The organism is Enterobacter cloacae complex sp. 394F7, from assembly GCF_057320385.1.
Genome location: NZ_JBXWCS010000016.1, coordinates 77,966 through 90,785 on the forward strand (window position 1 = coordinate 77,966; position 12,820 = coordinate 90,785).

The following is a 12,820-nucleotide window of genomic DNA, read 5'->3' on the forward strand; positions in this document are numbered from 1 at the left end:
TCAATGACTCTGACCTCATCCCGTAAGGCCCTGCGGTTGCGCATGTGGGCGCTTTTCATGTTCTTCTTTATTCCGGGTCTGCTGATGGCGTCCTGGGCCACGCGTACCCCGGCAATCCGCGACATTTTGTCGGTCTCCACCGCGGAGATGGGCATTGTGCTGTTTGGCCTGTCGATAGGCTCAATGAGCGGTATTCTCTGCTCGGCGTGGCTGGTGAAGCGCTTTGGTACCCGGGCGGTGATCCGCACCACCATGTGCTGCGCAATACTGGGGATGCTGGTGCTCAGCGTGGCGCTGTGGTATGCCTCGCCGGTCATGTTTGCCCTGGGTCTGTTGATCTTTGGCGGCAGTTTTGGCGCGGCGGAAGTGGCCATTAACGTTGAAGGGGCTGCGGTCGAGCGCGAGATGAATAAAACCGTGCTGCCAATGATGCATGGCTTTTACAGCCTTGGCACGCTGGCCGGTGCGGGCGTGGGCATGGCGCTGACGGCCTCCGGCGTGAGCGCGAATCTGCATATCCTGCTGGCCGCGCTGATCTCTGTTGTGCCGGTGCTGACCGGCATCCGCGCCATTCCGGACGGCACGGGCAAAAACACCTCTGATGAACATAAAACGGTGGAAAAAGGGCTGCCGTTCTACCGTGATTTCCAGCTGATGCTGATCGGCGTGGTGGTGCTGGCGATGGCGTTTGCCGAAGGCTCCGCCAACGACTGGCTGCCGCTGCTGATGGTGGACGGCCACGGCTTTAGCCCGACCTCTGGCTCGCTGATTTACGCCGGGTTTACGCTGGGGATGACCGTCGGACGCTTTACCGGCGGCTGGTTTATTGACCGCTACAGCCGCGTGGCGGTGGTGCGCGCCAGCGCCCTGCTCGGCGGGCTGGGCATTGCGATGATCATCTTCGTGGATGTGGACTGGATTGCCGGCGTATCGGTGATCCTCTGGGGCCTGGGTGCCTCACTTGGCTTCCCGTTGACCATATCCGCCGCCAGCGATACCGGCCCGGACGCCCCGACGCGCGTCAGCGTGGTGGCAACCACAGGCTATCTGGCCTTCCTGGTCGGGCCGCCGCTGCTGGGCTTCCTGGGTGAGCACTACGGGCTGCGCAGCGCCATGCTGGTGGTGTTAGGGTTGGTCATGATTGCGGCGCTGGTGGCGCGCGCCGTGGCGAAGCCGGAAAAAGAACAAACGACACTGGAGAAGGGATATGAGCGTTAAACTGATTGCAGTCGACATGGATGGCACCTTCCTGAGCGACGCGAAAACCTACAATCGCGAACGTTTTCTGGCGCAGTATGCGCGTATGAAGGAGCAAGGTATTCGCTTTGTGGTGGCCAGCGGTAACCAGTATTACCAGCTGATATCCTTCTTCCCGGAGATTGCGCATGAGATTACGTTTGTCGCCGAAAACGGCGGCTGGGTGGTCAGCGCCGGAGAAGATGTTTTTAACGGTGAACTGTCGAAAACGCACTTTGACACCGTTGCTACCGTGCTAAACAACGTTCCCGGCATTGAGATTATCGCCTGCGGCAAAAGCAGCGCCTATACGCTCAAAGCCTATGACGATGAGTTCAAAGCTATCGCCGCGAAGTACTATCATCGCCTCGAAATGGTAAGTGATTTCGACAACCTGAACGATATTTTCTTCAAGTTCGGACTCAACGTTTCTGATGATGAAATCCCGCGCATACAGGCCATGCTGCACGAAAAACTCAACGACATTATGGTGCCCGTCACGACCGGCCATGGAAGTATCGATCTGATTATCCCCGGCGTGCATAAAGCCAACGGCCTGCGGATCCTGCAACAGCGCTGGGGCATTGACGACAGCGAGGTGGTGGCTTTCGGTGACAGCGGGAACGATGTGGAGATGCTGCGCCAGTCAGGCTTCAGCTTTGCGATGGCGAATGCCAGACCGCATATTAAAGCAGCGGCGCGGTTTGAAGCGCCGCATAATAACGAGGAAGGCGTACTGGATGTGATTGATAAGGTGCTCAACAGAGAAGCACCGTTTAATTGATTCCGTGCGCTCTGGTGCCCTCACCCTGCCCCTCTCCCACCGGGAGAGGGAATAAGAATTATGGCTGCAGGGCGTTCCCGACGCGTTTGTCTTTCAGGAACATCACCATCAGGATAACCCACAGCACGCCGTTGGCGAGGTTAAACAGGCTGAACAGACCATTGCCGCCGAGCGCATAAGCGTGCTTGCTCACCTCGATCCCGACGGTAAAAATCAGCATCTGCAGCATCCCCATCGCCGCCGAAACGGTGCCTTTACTCATCTCGCTGGCAAACAGCGTCAGACGCACCAGCCCGGCATTCGCCACGCCAATACCGAAGGCATAAATACTCAACCCCGCCGTCATCCACAGATAGGCATGAGATGATACCACCGTCGCCACCGCGGCCACGGTAAGGCCCGCCGCAATCGGCCAGCCGCCCATGATGATGAGCGAGCGCACCGTGCGTCGTGATGTCAGACGCGCCAGCACAAGGTTACCGATAATCAGTGCGCCAAAAATCGGCACCTGCAGCAGCCCGTACTCGTAGCTGCTGAGCTGTTCACCGCTGATGATAATGACCGGTGACTGGGCGATCCACGCCAGCAGCGGCAGACTAACAAAGCCCGTCGCCAGCGCGCCTGCCACAAAGCGGCCGTTTTTCAGCACTGCTTTATAATCCCGTCCCAGCTCTTTCAGCGACAGCGTCTCACCCAGTCGGGTGGCCGTTTCCGGCATTGCGCGGTGCAGGCCGAAGAACGCGATGGCGGCCAGCACGGCGAAGAGCACAAACATGCCTTCCCACGGTGCCACATGCACCCACGCGGCGCCCACCAGCGGCCCCAGCAACGGAGCAATCAGCGCCACGTTCGCCATCAGCGCGGTGATTTTGATACACACCGCCTCCTCAAAGGACTCCTGAATGGCGGCATACCCCACGGCACCGATAAAGCACAGGCTTACCCCCTGCAGGAAACGCAGCAGGGTGAACTGTTCAATGTTTTGCGCCAGCAGCGTGGCGAGACAGGTCACGATAAACCACACCACGCCCGTCAGCATCACCGGACGGCGGCCAATACGATCCGACAGCGGCCCTAACAGCCACTGTAAAAACATGCCGCCAGCCAGATAGGCGGTCATAGAGGTCGGCACCCATTCAATACCTGCGTTGTATTGCGCCACCACGGCCAGCATACCGGGCTGAATCATATCGTTGCCGATATAGGTAGAGAACTCGTAAAGCACCAGACACAGAGGGAAAAGTAACGCCTGACGACCCAGACGCGTACCCGAAGAAGAACGGTTTAACATGCAATCTCTTTATGATGAAAAAATCGCGATGAGTGTAATGAATTGCCGCTGTCTGAGATAGCAAATTATCCAGAAGAAACAGAAATAAAGCATTTATCGTCGTTGTTTAAGGTTTCCTTAAGTTGACACCAATATGATAGCCATATTTCACGCTGCCAACCAACTCTATGACCCGCATATCCCCTCGTTCAGAATTGTCTAAGTTACAGACAAATAAGACAAAACAACTTTACCGCTTGCCTGTGCGCTTTTATGGTTATCAGCTTTTAGTGCTGATCGCCCTTGCCGTGGTGTTTACCTGGCTTTCTCGTGGCGAAACGCTTGATAAATGGATCACTGGCTTTTGGTATGACGCGGCAACACACCGTTTCCCGCTGCAGAAAAACCCGCTGCTGGATCTGCTGAACCACCGGCTGGCGAAGTACATCGCCATTGCCATGGCGGTTGGGGCGCTGTTTTACGGTGCCTGGAAGCGCAATGCGAGACTGGTCACTGCCGCACTGCTGATGGGGCTTGGCACGCTGGTGGTTGGCGTGTTGAAAAGCCTGAGCCATCACAGCTGCCCGTGGGATCTGGTGGAGTATGGCGGTAAGGCCGTCTCTTACCCGCTGTTCAGTTCCGCTCCGGCAGACAGCGGTCCTGGCCGCTGCTTCCCCGGCGGCCATGCGTCCAGCGGCTTTATGGTGATGGGTCTGTTCTTTGCCTTCTGGCGCGAGAGTCCGCGTCTCGCCTGGAGCTTTGTGGCCTTCGGCGTGGTGTTAGGTCTGGCGATGGGCTTTGGCCAGGTCATGCGCGGGGCGCATTTTTTCTCTCACAACCTGTGGGCTGGGTGGTGGGTCTGGTTTTCCCAGGTAGCGGTCTACGGCCTCGTTTCTGCCTGGTTTGCTAAAGAGTAAAAACGCTATGTTAGAGAATCTGAATTACCAGCTGTTTTATCTGATCAACGCCACACCGGCCTCGCCTGAGTGGATGATCGATCTGGCCACTTTCCTGGCAAAAGATCTGATCAGTATTGTGCCTGTGCTGGCGGCCATCCTCTGGCTGTGGGGACCGCGCAGCCAGGTCAACGCGCAGCGTCAGCTGGTGATCAAGGTGGCGATGACGCTGGGGGTCAGCGTGCTGGTCAGCTATGTTCTGGGTCTCGCCTTCCCGCACGATCGTCCTTTTGTCGAACACGTCGGCTATACCTTCCTGCACCACGCGCCGGATGACTCGTTCCCAAGCGATCATGGTACGGTGATCTTTGCTTTTGCGCTGGCCTTCCTGTTCTGGCATCGCCTGTGGTCAGGTGCGCTGCTGATGGCCATTGCGGTCGCCATTGCCTGGTCTCGCGTGTATCTGGGCGTACACTGGCCGCTGGATATGGTAGGCGGCTTCCTGGTGGGGCTGATCGGCTGCGTCAGCGCGGCGATCCTGTGGAACCTCTTCGGGCTGGCGCTGTATCGCGGACTCTCGTCTCTCTATCGCACCCTTTTCGCTATCCCGATCCGCAAAGGCTGGATACGTGACTAACCCCGGTATGACAGGTTACACTTGAGCCCCCGCCCTGCGGGGGCTCACTTTTTCATCCTGAGGATCTATGGAAACACGCCGCGATGACCGCATAGCTCAGTTGATACAGGCGCTGAAGCGCAGTGATAAGCTTCATCTTAAGGAAGCCGCTACCCTCCTCGGCGTTTCAGAGATGACCATTCGCCGTGACCTGAACAGCGAGAGCGCGCCCGTCGTGCTGCTGGGCGGCTATATTGTGCTGGAGCCACGTAGCGCCAGTCATTATCTGATCAGCGATCAAAAGACGCGCCTGGTTGAAGAGAAACGCAAAGCCGCCCGTCTGGCGGCCTCTCTGGTACAACCGCACCAGACGCTGTTTTTTGACTGCGGCACTACCACGCCGTGGATAATCGAAGCCATCGACAGCAGCACCCCCTTTACCGCCGTGTGCTACTCGCTGAACACCTTCCTGGCCCTTCAGGAGAAACCCGAGTGCCGGGTGATCCTCTGCGGCGGTGAGTTCCATGCCAGCAACGCCATTTTTAAACCGCTCAATCTTCAGGACACGCTCAGCAATTTGTGCCCGGATATCGCGTTTTACTCCGCGGCGGGCGTGAGTCCCCGTCAGGGGGCAACCTGTTTTAACCTGGAAGAGCTGCCGGTAAAACACTGGGCATTAAGCGCCGCGCAGTACCATGTGCTGGTGGTGGATCACAGCAAGTTCGGCAAGGTGCGTCCGGCACGGATGGGCGAGCTGGCACAGTTCAATGCCATCGTCAGCGATTGCCGCCCGGATGAAGAATACGTGACCTACGCGAAGGCGCAGCAGGTGAAGTTGATGTATTGAGAGGGCATCAGACCCTCTCCCACAGGGAGAGGGTGAAAAGCTGGAAGACTTAACTAAACCAACTGCCAAACCAGCTATGGAATTTCATCATCACGAAGTCCCACATCCGGCTGAAGAAGCCGCCCTCTTCGACCGCTTCCATCACAATCAGCGGACGCTGTTCAATCGACTTACCGTTTAACTGGAAATCAATCGTCCCGACCACCTGGCCTTTTTTCAGCGGCGCGGTGAGCTGCGGATCGGTGAGGGTATAGCTCGCTTTCAGGTTTTTCAGCTGACCACGTGGAATGGTCACCGACCCGGCTTCACCAGCCCCCAGGTTCACCTCACTCTTGTCACCAAACCAGACGCGCTGGCTGACGAACGTGGCATCCGGTTTAATCGGCGTCACGGTTTCAAAGAAGCGGAAGCCCCAGGTCAGCAGTTTTTCTGACTCGTTAAAACGAATACGGTCGGTTTTGGTGCCCAACACCACCGAGATCAGACGCATGTCACCCTGGGTCGCGGAGGCCACCAGGTTATAACCCGCCCCGGCCGTGGTGCCGGTTTTCATCCCGTCAACGTTGACGTTGCTGCTCCACAGCAGACGGTTGCGGTTCGGCTGGCGGATTTTATTAAAGGTAAACTCTTTCTCTTTGTGGATGGCATATTCGTCCGGCACATCGTGGATGAGCGCCTTGCCGAGCAGCGCCATATCGCGCGCGGTACTGAACTGGCCCGGCGCATCCAGACCGTGGACGGTTTTAAAGGTGGTATTGGTCAGACCCAGCTTTTGCGCATAGCCGTTCATCAGGCCAATAAACGAGTCCTGGCTTCCCGCAACATAATCTGCCAGGGCGATACAGGCATCGTTGCCGGACTGGATAATCACCCCTTTATTCAGATCGGAAACGGAAACCTGATCGCCAGGTTTCAGGAACATTACCGATGACCCGCGCAGCGCCGGATTGCCGGTCGCCCAGGCGTCCTTCCCGATGGTGACCATATCGTCGAGCTTGATCTTACCCGCCTTCAACGCCTGGCCAACCACGTAGCTGGTCATGATTTTGGTCAGGCTGGCCGGGTCGAGTTTCTCATCCGCATTACCTTCCGCCAGCACTTTACCGCTGGAGTAATCCATCAGGATCCAGGCACGCGCATCTACCGGCGGCGCTTCGGGCGCAGCCTGCTCAGCCGCATAGAGAGTTGGTACAAACAGGAAAAGGAGCGCGGAGCCTGCCGCCAGGCTGCGCAGAGAAGTCATTTTTCGCGTCATAAATGCCACCCGAGTGTCCATTCAAAAATTACGTCACATCACCGTGTCGCAAGAAGCGATGAGTAATAGCGCACTAAAACGGTTAATGAAACCCAACGAGGGTAAAGTTATTAAAGTTTATGCAATAACATTCAGATACGCTTTGATTAAGGCGATTTTTTTCTCTTCTGTTGCGTAATTGTTAGGTTTATCTCACCATGGCGAAAAGCTGACTCGGATTCACATCTTATCGGGAGTAATTATGATTACGCTGTGGGGAAGGAATAATTCGACCAACGTCAAAAAAGTGCTCTGGACGCTGGAGGAGCTGGATTTACCGTTTAACCAGATAATGGCGGGTTTGCAGTATGGGGTTAATAAAGACGCCGACTACCTGGCGATGAACCCGAACGGCCTGGTGCCGCTGCTGCGCGATGATGAGACGGACGCTACGCTGTGGGAATCCAACACCATTGTCCGCTACCTGGCCGCCCAGTATGGACAAGGCCGTCTGTGGGTAGAAAATCCGGCCCGCCGCGCGCAGGGGGAAAAATGGATGGACTGGGCCAACCAGACGCTCTCCCCCACGCACCGCGTGATCCTGATGGGGCTGGTCAGAACCCCCGAAGCCGAGCGCGACTATCCCGCCATTCATGCGGCGCAGGACGCCTGTGAAAATCTGTTTGCGATGATGGACGATGAGCTGGCGAAACACGCCTGGTTCTCGGGTGCCGACTTCGGCGTGGGCGACATTGCCGTTGCGCCATTTGTCTGGAACCTGACCAACCTCGGTCTGACGTGGACGCCGCGCCCTCACCTGGCGCGCTGGCTTAAACAGCTGAGCGAACGCCCGGCCTACCGTAACGTGGTGATGATTCCGGTAAGCTGATCACCTCCCGGACGGGCTGACTTTCAGCAACTGCCCGTCCGTTTCATCGGTCAGAACATACAGATAGCCGTCCGGACCGACGCGCACATCGCGGATGCGCTGTTTCCGGTCGCCCAGGATCCGTCCGTCCTCGGTCACCGTGTTGCCGTTCACACTCAGCACGATCACATCCTTCTCTTTCAGCGCCCCGATAAACAGCTTGTTTTTCCACTGCGGGAATACGTCACTGTTATAAAACGCCATTCCGCTCACAGCGGGCGAGACTTTCCAGACAAACAGCGGTTTTTCGGTTCCTTCAACGTGTTCACCTTTCGCCTCAGGAATTTTTAATCCGCTGTAGTTGATACCGTGGGTCGCCAGCGGCCAGCCATAGTTTTTCCCTTTCTCCGGGATGTTAATCTCATCCCCGCCACGCGGGCCGTGTTCATTAAGCCACAGCGTGTCGCTCCACGGGTTCATCGCCATCCCTTGCGGGTTACGAATGCCATAAGACCAGATTTCCGGCCGCGCACCGGCGGTGTTCACAAAGGGGTTATCCGGCGGGACTTTGCCATCCTCCGTCAGGCGTACCACTTTCCCCTGGAGTTTATCCAGATCCTGCGCCGTCAGGCGCTGGTTGTTTTCGCCCAGCGCAATAAACAGATAGCCTTTGCCATCAAACACCAGCCTTCCGCCAAAGTGGTTACCGGTGGAGAGTTTCGGCATCTGACGGAACACCATCTGGAACGCCTCAAGGCGGGAAAGATCGTCGCTTAAGCGCCCATAACCCACCGCCGTTCCGGCTTTGCCGTCAGCGCCTGCCTCGGCGTAGCTCAGCCAGACGCGGCGCGAGGTGGCAAAATCCGGCGCCAGCACCACGTCCAGCAGTCCTCCCTGTCCGTTGGCCCAGACTTTGGGCACCCCTGTTATCGGGTCTGACAGCCCTTTTCCGGCCTGCCAGTGTTTCAACTGGCCGCCCTTCAACGTCACGAGCAGCCCTTTGTTATCCGGCAGGAACGCCAGCGACCAGGGGTGTTCGAGTTTGTTCTGCAATACCTCAACCTTGACCGCATCAGGCGCAGCAAGGAGCGAAAACGGAAATAACAACGCAGGCAGGAAAATCAGCGAGGATCGGTGCATAACGCGCTCCTTTATCGGCATATGGCATAAAGATTAGCCACTACGTCCGGGCGCGTTATCACTTTTACAAAAGCTTAATCAGAAGGGGGAGTTGCCTCCCCCGGAATCAGTGCTGTTCAAGCTTCGCGTGCTCGTTCAGACACATGATGCATAGAGAGAGCGTTGTCAGGCAGTTTTCAAGCTTCTCCGCGTTTACAGCGATAAAAGTCGGGCAGTCATGGCGTCCGTTCATCAGACAAACCCCGGCAATGGAGAGCACCTCGGCGGCGCGGCGCAGCGCAATACATTCGCTTTCTGCGTATTCCGCTTTCAGGATGGGTGCTTTTTCACGCATGAAATTGCAAAGTTCAAAGAAATTATCACGCAGATGTTCGCTTTCGCTGACTGACATATACCCTTTCGCCTTCCTCAGCTGCAGATATGCGGCAAGGTCAATTCGGGCGTTGATCAGCTTGTTCAGCAGATCGCGTTTCAGTCTGTCAACGGACATGCTCATTCCTCCTCTGTCAGCCCCTGTGCACAGTCAGAATAAGGTTATTTTTTGTACAGTTTAATGCCTGAGATCAATTATTCTTAACTGATTAACATTATTTACAATGTTACAACTTGCGCGGACATCATCTGCACTGCAAAGAGTGTATAAATCCCCCGCGATACGCTGTAAAATCCCGCCCTGATAACTCCATAATTGATGAATTTTTAACCTATGAGCAATGTTACGCACCCGCCGAAAATCGGCTTTGTCTCCCTGGGCTGCCCGAAAAACCTGGTGGATTCTGAACGCATCCTGACCGAACTTCGTACCGAGGGCTACGACGTGGTGCCAAGCTACGACAACGCCGACATGGTGATTGTGAACACCTGCGGGTTTATCGACAGCGCGGTTCAGGAATCCCTGGAAGCCATTGGTGAAGCCCTGACGGAAAACGGCAAAGTGATTGTGACCGGCTGCCTGGGCGCAAAAGAGGACCAGATCCGTGAAGTGCACCCGAAGGTGCTGGAGATCACCGGTCCACACAGCTACGAGCAGGTGCTGGAACATGTTCATCACTACGTACCCAAGCCTAAGCACAACCCGTTCCTGAGCCTGGTGCCGGAACAGGGGGTGAAGCTGACGCCGCGTCACTACGCTTACCTGAAAATTTCCGAAGGCTGCAACCATCGCTGCACCTTCTGCATTATCCCGTCCATGCGTGGTGATCTGGTGAGCCGCCCGATTGGCGAAGTGCTGGCAGAAGCCAAACGTCTGGCCGATGCGGGCGTGAAGGAGCTGCTGGTGATCTCCCAGGATACCTCCGCCTACGGCGTGGATGTGAAGCACCGTTCCGGTTTCCACAACGGCGAGCCGGTGAAAACCAGCATGGTCGGCCTGTGCGAACAGCTCGCTAAACTGGGCATCTGGACGCGTCTGCACTACGTTTACCCTTATCCGCACGTTGACGACGTCATCCCGCTGATGGCCGAAGGCAAAATCCTGCCGTACCTGGATATCCCGCTGCAGCACGCCAGCCCGCGTATCCTGAAGCTGATGAAACGCCCAGGCTCCGTTGACCGCCAGCTGGCGCGCATCAAGCAGTGGCGTGAAATCTGCCCGGACCTGACCCTGCGTTCGACCTTCATCGTTGGCTTCCCGGGTGAAACCGAAGAAGACTTCCAGATGCTGCTCGACTTCCTGAAAGAGGCCCGTCTGGACCGCGTAGGCTGCTTCAAGTACAGCCCGGTTGAAGGCGCAACCGCTAACGAACTGGCGGATCAGGTGCCGGAAGAGGTAAAAGAAGAGCGCTGGAACCGCTTCATGCAGCTGCAACAGCAGATCTCTGCTGAACGTTTGCAGGAGAAAGTGGGCCGCGAAATTATGGTCATCATCGACGAAGTTGACGAAGAAGGCGCGATTGGCCGCAGCATGGCGGATGCCCCTGAAATCGACGGCGCGGTGTACCTGAACGGGGAAACCAACGTCAAGCCGGGTGACATCATTCGCGTGAAAGTGGAAAACGCCGACGAGTACGATCTGTGGGGTAGCCGGGTTTAATCTCGCTGCACCTCATTTTCAGGCCGGGTTAGGCGTAGCCGCCACCCGGCACATTCCACTGCCCTACCCCTTAATCCTCGGATCCAGCGCATCGCGCAGCCCATCCCCCAGCAGGTTGAACGCCAGCACGGTCAGGAAAATCGCCAGACTCGGGAATATCGCCACGTGTGGCGCAATCACCATATCTGCCCTCGCCTCGTTGAGCATCGCGCCCCACTCCGGCGTCGGTGGCTGGGCCCCTAATCCCAGAAACGACAGGCTGGCGGCGGAAATTATCGACACGCCAATACGCATCGTAAAATAGACCACAATCGACGACACCGTACCCGGCAGAATATGGCTGAACAGGATGTTGGCGTCACTGGCCCCCATACTGCGGGCGGATTCAATAAAGGTCTGCTGCTTCAGTACCAGCGTATTGCCGCGCACCAGACGGGCAAACGCCGGGATCGAAAAGACCGCGACGGCGATGATGACGTTTGCCATGCCGCTGCCCATAATGGCGACAACCGCAATTGCCAGCAAAATGCCGGGGAAGGCAAACAGCACGTCGCAAATGCGCATAATGATCCGGTCCCACCAGCCCTCGTAATACCCTGCCACCAGGCCCAGAACGGTCCCGATGACCGCACCGATAAGCACCGCAAACACCCCGGCGGCGAGCGATATCTGCGCGCCCATCAGCACGCGGCTAAAAATATCGCGTCCCAGAGAGTCCACGCCGAACCAGTGCATCATCGACGGTCCGTCATTCAGGCGGTCGTAATCAAAGTAGTTTTCCGCATCATACGGTGCCACCCACGGCGCAATGGCGGCCACCACAATCAGCAGCAGTACAAACAGCCCCGCCGTCATGGCAACAGGCTGGCGACGAAAGCGCCGCCAGAATTCAAACCATGGGGTGCGGATATGGTCCGGCTTCAGCCCCGGCATAGCGTTTACAATGGCCTGACGACGCCAGTTCAACAATCGCATCTTACTTATACCTGATGGCCGGATTAATGGCGGCGTACAGCACATCCACCACTAAATTGATAAGAATAAATTCCAGCGAGAAGAGCAGAACTTCCGCCTGAATGACCGGATAGTCGCGCATCTCGACCGAATCCACCAGCAGGCGCCCCAGCCCCGGCCAGTTGAAGACCTTTTCCACCACGATAGAGCCCCCCAGCAGGAAGCCGAACTGCAGCCCCATCATGGTCACTACCGGGATCATCGCGTTGCGAAAACCGTGCTTGAGGATGACCCACTTCTCGCTCACCCCTTTCGCCCGTGCGGTACGGATATAATCTTCACTCAACACGTCAACGAACGACGCGCGGGTGAAGCGCGCCATCACCGCGGAGACGGCCGCGCCCAGCGTCATGGACGGCAGGATGTAGTGCTTCCAGGTATCGGCCCCGACGGTGGGCAACCAGCCCAGCTCCACGGAGAAAATCTGCATCAGGAGCATCCCCAGCGCAAAGGCCGGGAAAGAGATCCCGGTCACCGCCAGCGCCATGCCGAGCTTGTCCGGCCAGCGGTTGCGCCAGACGGCAGCGACAATCCCGGCGCCAAGCCCAAACACCACCGCCCAGCACATGCTGGCAATCGTTAACCAGAACGTAGGCATAAAGCGGCTGGCAATCTCTTCCGATACCGGGCGACGCGACACCATCGAGATACCAAAATCGCCCTGCAGCACGTTGCAAATATAATGGAGAAACTGCATGTACAGAGGCTGGTCGAGACCAAGCTGTTTGCGCACCAGTTCAATGACGGTGGCATCCGCCTCTGGCCCGGCCACCAGACGCGCCGGATCGCCCGGCAGCAGATGGACAAACAAAAACACCAGTACCGCCACAATCAGCAGCGTCGGGATAAGCCCCAGCAGGCGTTTACAAACATAATTGAGCAT

13 protein-coding genes are annotated in these 12,820 nt (G+C 57.0%); 7 read left to right on the forward strand and 6 right to left on the reverse strand.

From position 1 onward, the window contains the following. The first annotated feature begins 3 nt into the window (after window positions 1–3). Together AC2FAK_RS20230 and AC2FAK_RS20235 are read left to right on the forward strand one after the other, a co-directional pair. Entirely contained in the window at window positions 4–1,218 is a 1,215-nt protein-coding gene (locus AC2FAK_RS20230; protein ID WP_095455620.1) for an MFS transporter, read from the forward strand. Beyond that, complete coding sequence (locus AC2FAK_RS20235; RefSeq protein WP_095455621.1) at window positions 1,208–2,020, forward strand: Cof-type HAD-IIB family hydrolase; 813 nt, start codon at window positions 1,208–1,210, stop codon at window positions 2,018–2,020. The genes AC2FAK_RS20230 and AC2FAK_RS20235 overlap by 11 nt, the downstream gene beginning before the upstream one ends. A 58-nt stretch (window positions 2,021–2,078) precedes the next feature. Here the strand turns inward: AC2FAK_RS20235 and AC2FAK_RS20240 are convergent, their stop codons facing one another. Next, window positions 2,079–3,311 (reverse strand): MFS transporter, encoded by a 1,233-nt coding sequence (locus AC2FAK_RS20240; RefSeq protein ID WP_013097422.1) that lies wholly within the window; start codon window positions 3,309–3,311, stop codon window positions 2,079–2,081. 167 nt (window positions 3,312–3,478) lie between these two features. Between AC2FAK_RS20240 and AC2FAK_RS20245 the strand changes: the two genes are divergently transcribed. The 3 genes from AC2FAK_RS20245 (at window position 3,479) to deoR (ending at window position 5,649) form a co-directional block, all read left to right on the forward strand. Further along, complete coding sequence (locus AC2FAK_RS20245) at window positions 3,479–4,207, forward strand: phosphatase PAP2 family protein (RefSeq protein WP_095455622.1); 729 nt, start codon at window positions 3,479–3,481, stop codon at window positions 4,205–4,207. A gap of 7 nt (window positions 4,208–4,214) precedes the next feature. After that, window positions 4,215–4,823 carry an undecaprenyl-diphosphate phosphatase gene (gene ybjG, locus AC2FAK_RS20250; protein ID WP_020689884.1) on the forward strand — a complete coding sequence of 203 codons (609 nt, stop codon included), beginning with the start codon at window positions 4,215–4,217 and terminating at the stop codon, window positions 4,821–4,823. Between the two features lie 67 nt (window positions 4,824–4,890). Then, window positions 4,891–5,649 (forward strand): DNA-binding transcriptional repressor DeoR, encoded by a 759-nt coding sequence (gene deoR / locus AC2FAK_RS20255; protein WP_095455623.1) that lies wholly within the window; start codon window positions 4,891–4,893, stop codon window positions 5,647–5,649. A gap of 49 nt (window positions 5,650–5,698) precedes the next feature. Here deoR and dacC read toward each other — a convergent pair whose 3' ends face one another. Then, window positions 5,699–6,904 (reverse strand): serine-type D-Ala-D-Ala carboxypeptidase, encoded by a 1,206-nt coding sequence (gene dacC / locus AC2FAK_RS20260; RefSeq protein ID WP_040020720.1) that lies wholly within the window; start codon window positions 6,902–6,904, stop codon window positions 5,699–5,701. 241 nt (window positions 6,905–7,145) lie between these two features. Between dacC and AC2FAK_RS20265 the strand changes: the two genes are divergently transcribed. After that, on the forward strand, window positions 7,146–7,772 hold the full coding sequence (locus AC2FAK_RS20265) for a glutathione S-transferase family protein (protein ID WP_013097428.1): 627 nt from the start codon (window positions 7,146–7,148) through the stop codon (window positions 7,770–7,772). Here the strand turns inward: AC2FAK_RS20265 and AC2FAK_RS20270 are convergent, their stop codons facing one another. Both AC2FAK_RS20270 and bssR read right to left on the reverse strand, forming a co-directional pair. Beyond that, entirely contained in the window at window positions 7,773–8,891 is a 1,119-nt protein-coding gene (locus AC2FAK_RS20270; RefSeq protein ID WP_095455624.1) for a PQQ-dependent sugar dehydrogenase, read from the reverse strand. A gap of 106 nt (window positions 8,892–8,997) precedes the next feature. Then, on the reverse strand, window positions 8,998–9,381 hold the full coding sequence (gene bssR / locus AC2FAK_RS20275) for a biofilm formation regulator BssR (protein WP_013097430.1): 384 nt from the start codon (window positions 9,379–9,381) through the stop codon (window positions 8,998–9,000). 216 nt (window positions 9,382–9,597) lie between these two features. Here bssR and rimO point away from each other — a divergent pair, with 216 nt between their 5' ends. Next, window positions 9,598–10,923, forward strand: coding sequence for a 30S ribosomal protein S12 methylthiotransferase RimO (gene rimO / locus AC2FAK_RS20280; RefSeq protein ID WP_013097432.1), 1,326 nt, complete (start codon window positions 9,598–9,600; stop codon window positions 10,921–10,923). A 63-nt stretch (window positions 10,924–10,986) separates the two neighbouring features. Here the strand turns inward: rimO and gsiD are convergent, their stop codons facing one another. Both gsiD and gsiC read right to left on the reverse strand, forming a co-directional pair. Next, window positions 10,987–11,898 carry a glutathione ABC transporter permease GsiD gene (gsiD, locus tag AC2FAK_RS20285; protein ID WP_029882874.1) on the reverse strand — a complete coding sequence of 304 codons (912 nt, stop codon included), beginning with the start codon at window positions 11,896–11,898 and terminating at the stop codon, window positions 10,987–10,989. A 1-nt stretch (window position 11,899) separates the two neighbouring features. Beyond that, a complete protein-coding gene (gsiC, locus tag AC2FAK_RS20290) occupies window positions 11,900–12,820 on the reverse strand; it encodes a glutathione ABC transporter permease GsiC (protein WP_020689877.1) in 921 nt (306 codons plus the stop codon).

Excerpts from the sequence above, each read along its gene's own strand:
- AC2FAK_RS20230 (WP_095455620.1), top strand. The coding sequence starts at position 4 with ATGACTCTGACCTCATCCCGTAAGGCCCTGCGGTTGCGCATGTGGGCG.
- AC2FAK_RS20235 (WP_095455621.1), top strand. The coding sequence starts at position 1,208 with ATGAGCGTTAAACTGATTGCAGTCGACATGGATGGCACCTTCCTGAGC.
- AC2FAK_RS20240 (WP_013097422.1), bottom strand. The coding sequence starts at position 3,311 with ATGTTAAACCGTTCTTCTTCGGGTACGCGTCTGGGTCGTCAGGCGTTA.
- AC2FAK_RS20245 (WP_095455622.1), top strand. The coding sequence starts at position 3,479 with ATGACCCGCATATCCCCTCGTTCAGAATTGTCTAAGTTACAGACAAAT.
- ybjG (WP_020689884.1), top strand. The coding sequence starts at position 4,215 with ATGTTAGAGAATCTGAATTACCAGCTGTTTTATCTGATCAACGCCACA.
- deoR (WP_095455623.1), top strand. The coding sequence starts at position 4,891 with ATGGAAACACGCCGCGATGACCGCATAGCTCAGTTGATACAGGCGCTG.
- dacC (WP_040020720.1), bottom strand. The coding sequence starts at position 6,904 with ATGACGCGAAAAATGACTTCTCTGCGCAGCCTGGCGGCAGGCTCCGCG.
- AC2FAK_RS20265 (WP_013097428.1), top strand. The coding sequence starts at position 7,146 with ATGATTACGCTGTGGGGAAGGAATAATTCGACCAACGTCAAAAAAGTG.
- AC2FAK_RS20270 (WP_095455624.1), bottom strand. The coding sequence starts at position 8,891 with ATGCACCGATCCTCGCTGATTTTCCTGCCTGCGTTGTTATTTCCGTTT.
- bssR (WP_013097430.1), bottom strand. The coding sequence starts at position 9,381 with ATGTCCGTTGACAGACTGAAACGCGATCTGCTGAACAAGCTGATCAAC.
- rimO (WP_013097432.1), top strand. The coding sequence starts at position 9,598 with ATGAGCAATGTTACGCACCCGCCGAAAATCGGCTTTGTCTCCCTGGGC.
- gsiD (WP_029882874.1), bottom strand. The coding sequence starts at position 11,898 with ATGCGATTGTTGAACTGGCGTCGTCAGGCCATTGTAAACGCTATGCCG.
- gsiC (WP_020689877.1), bottom strand. The coding sequence starts at position 12,820 with ATGCTCAATTATGTTTGTAAACGCCTGCTGGGGCTTATCCCGACGCTG.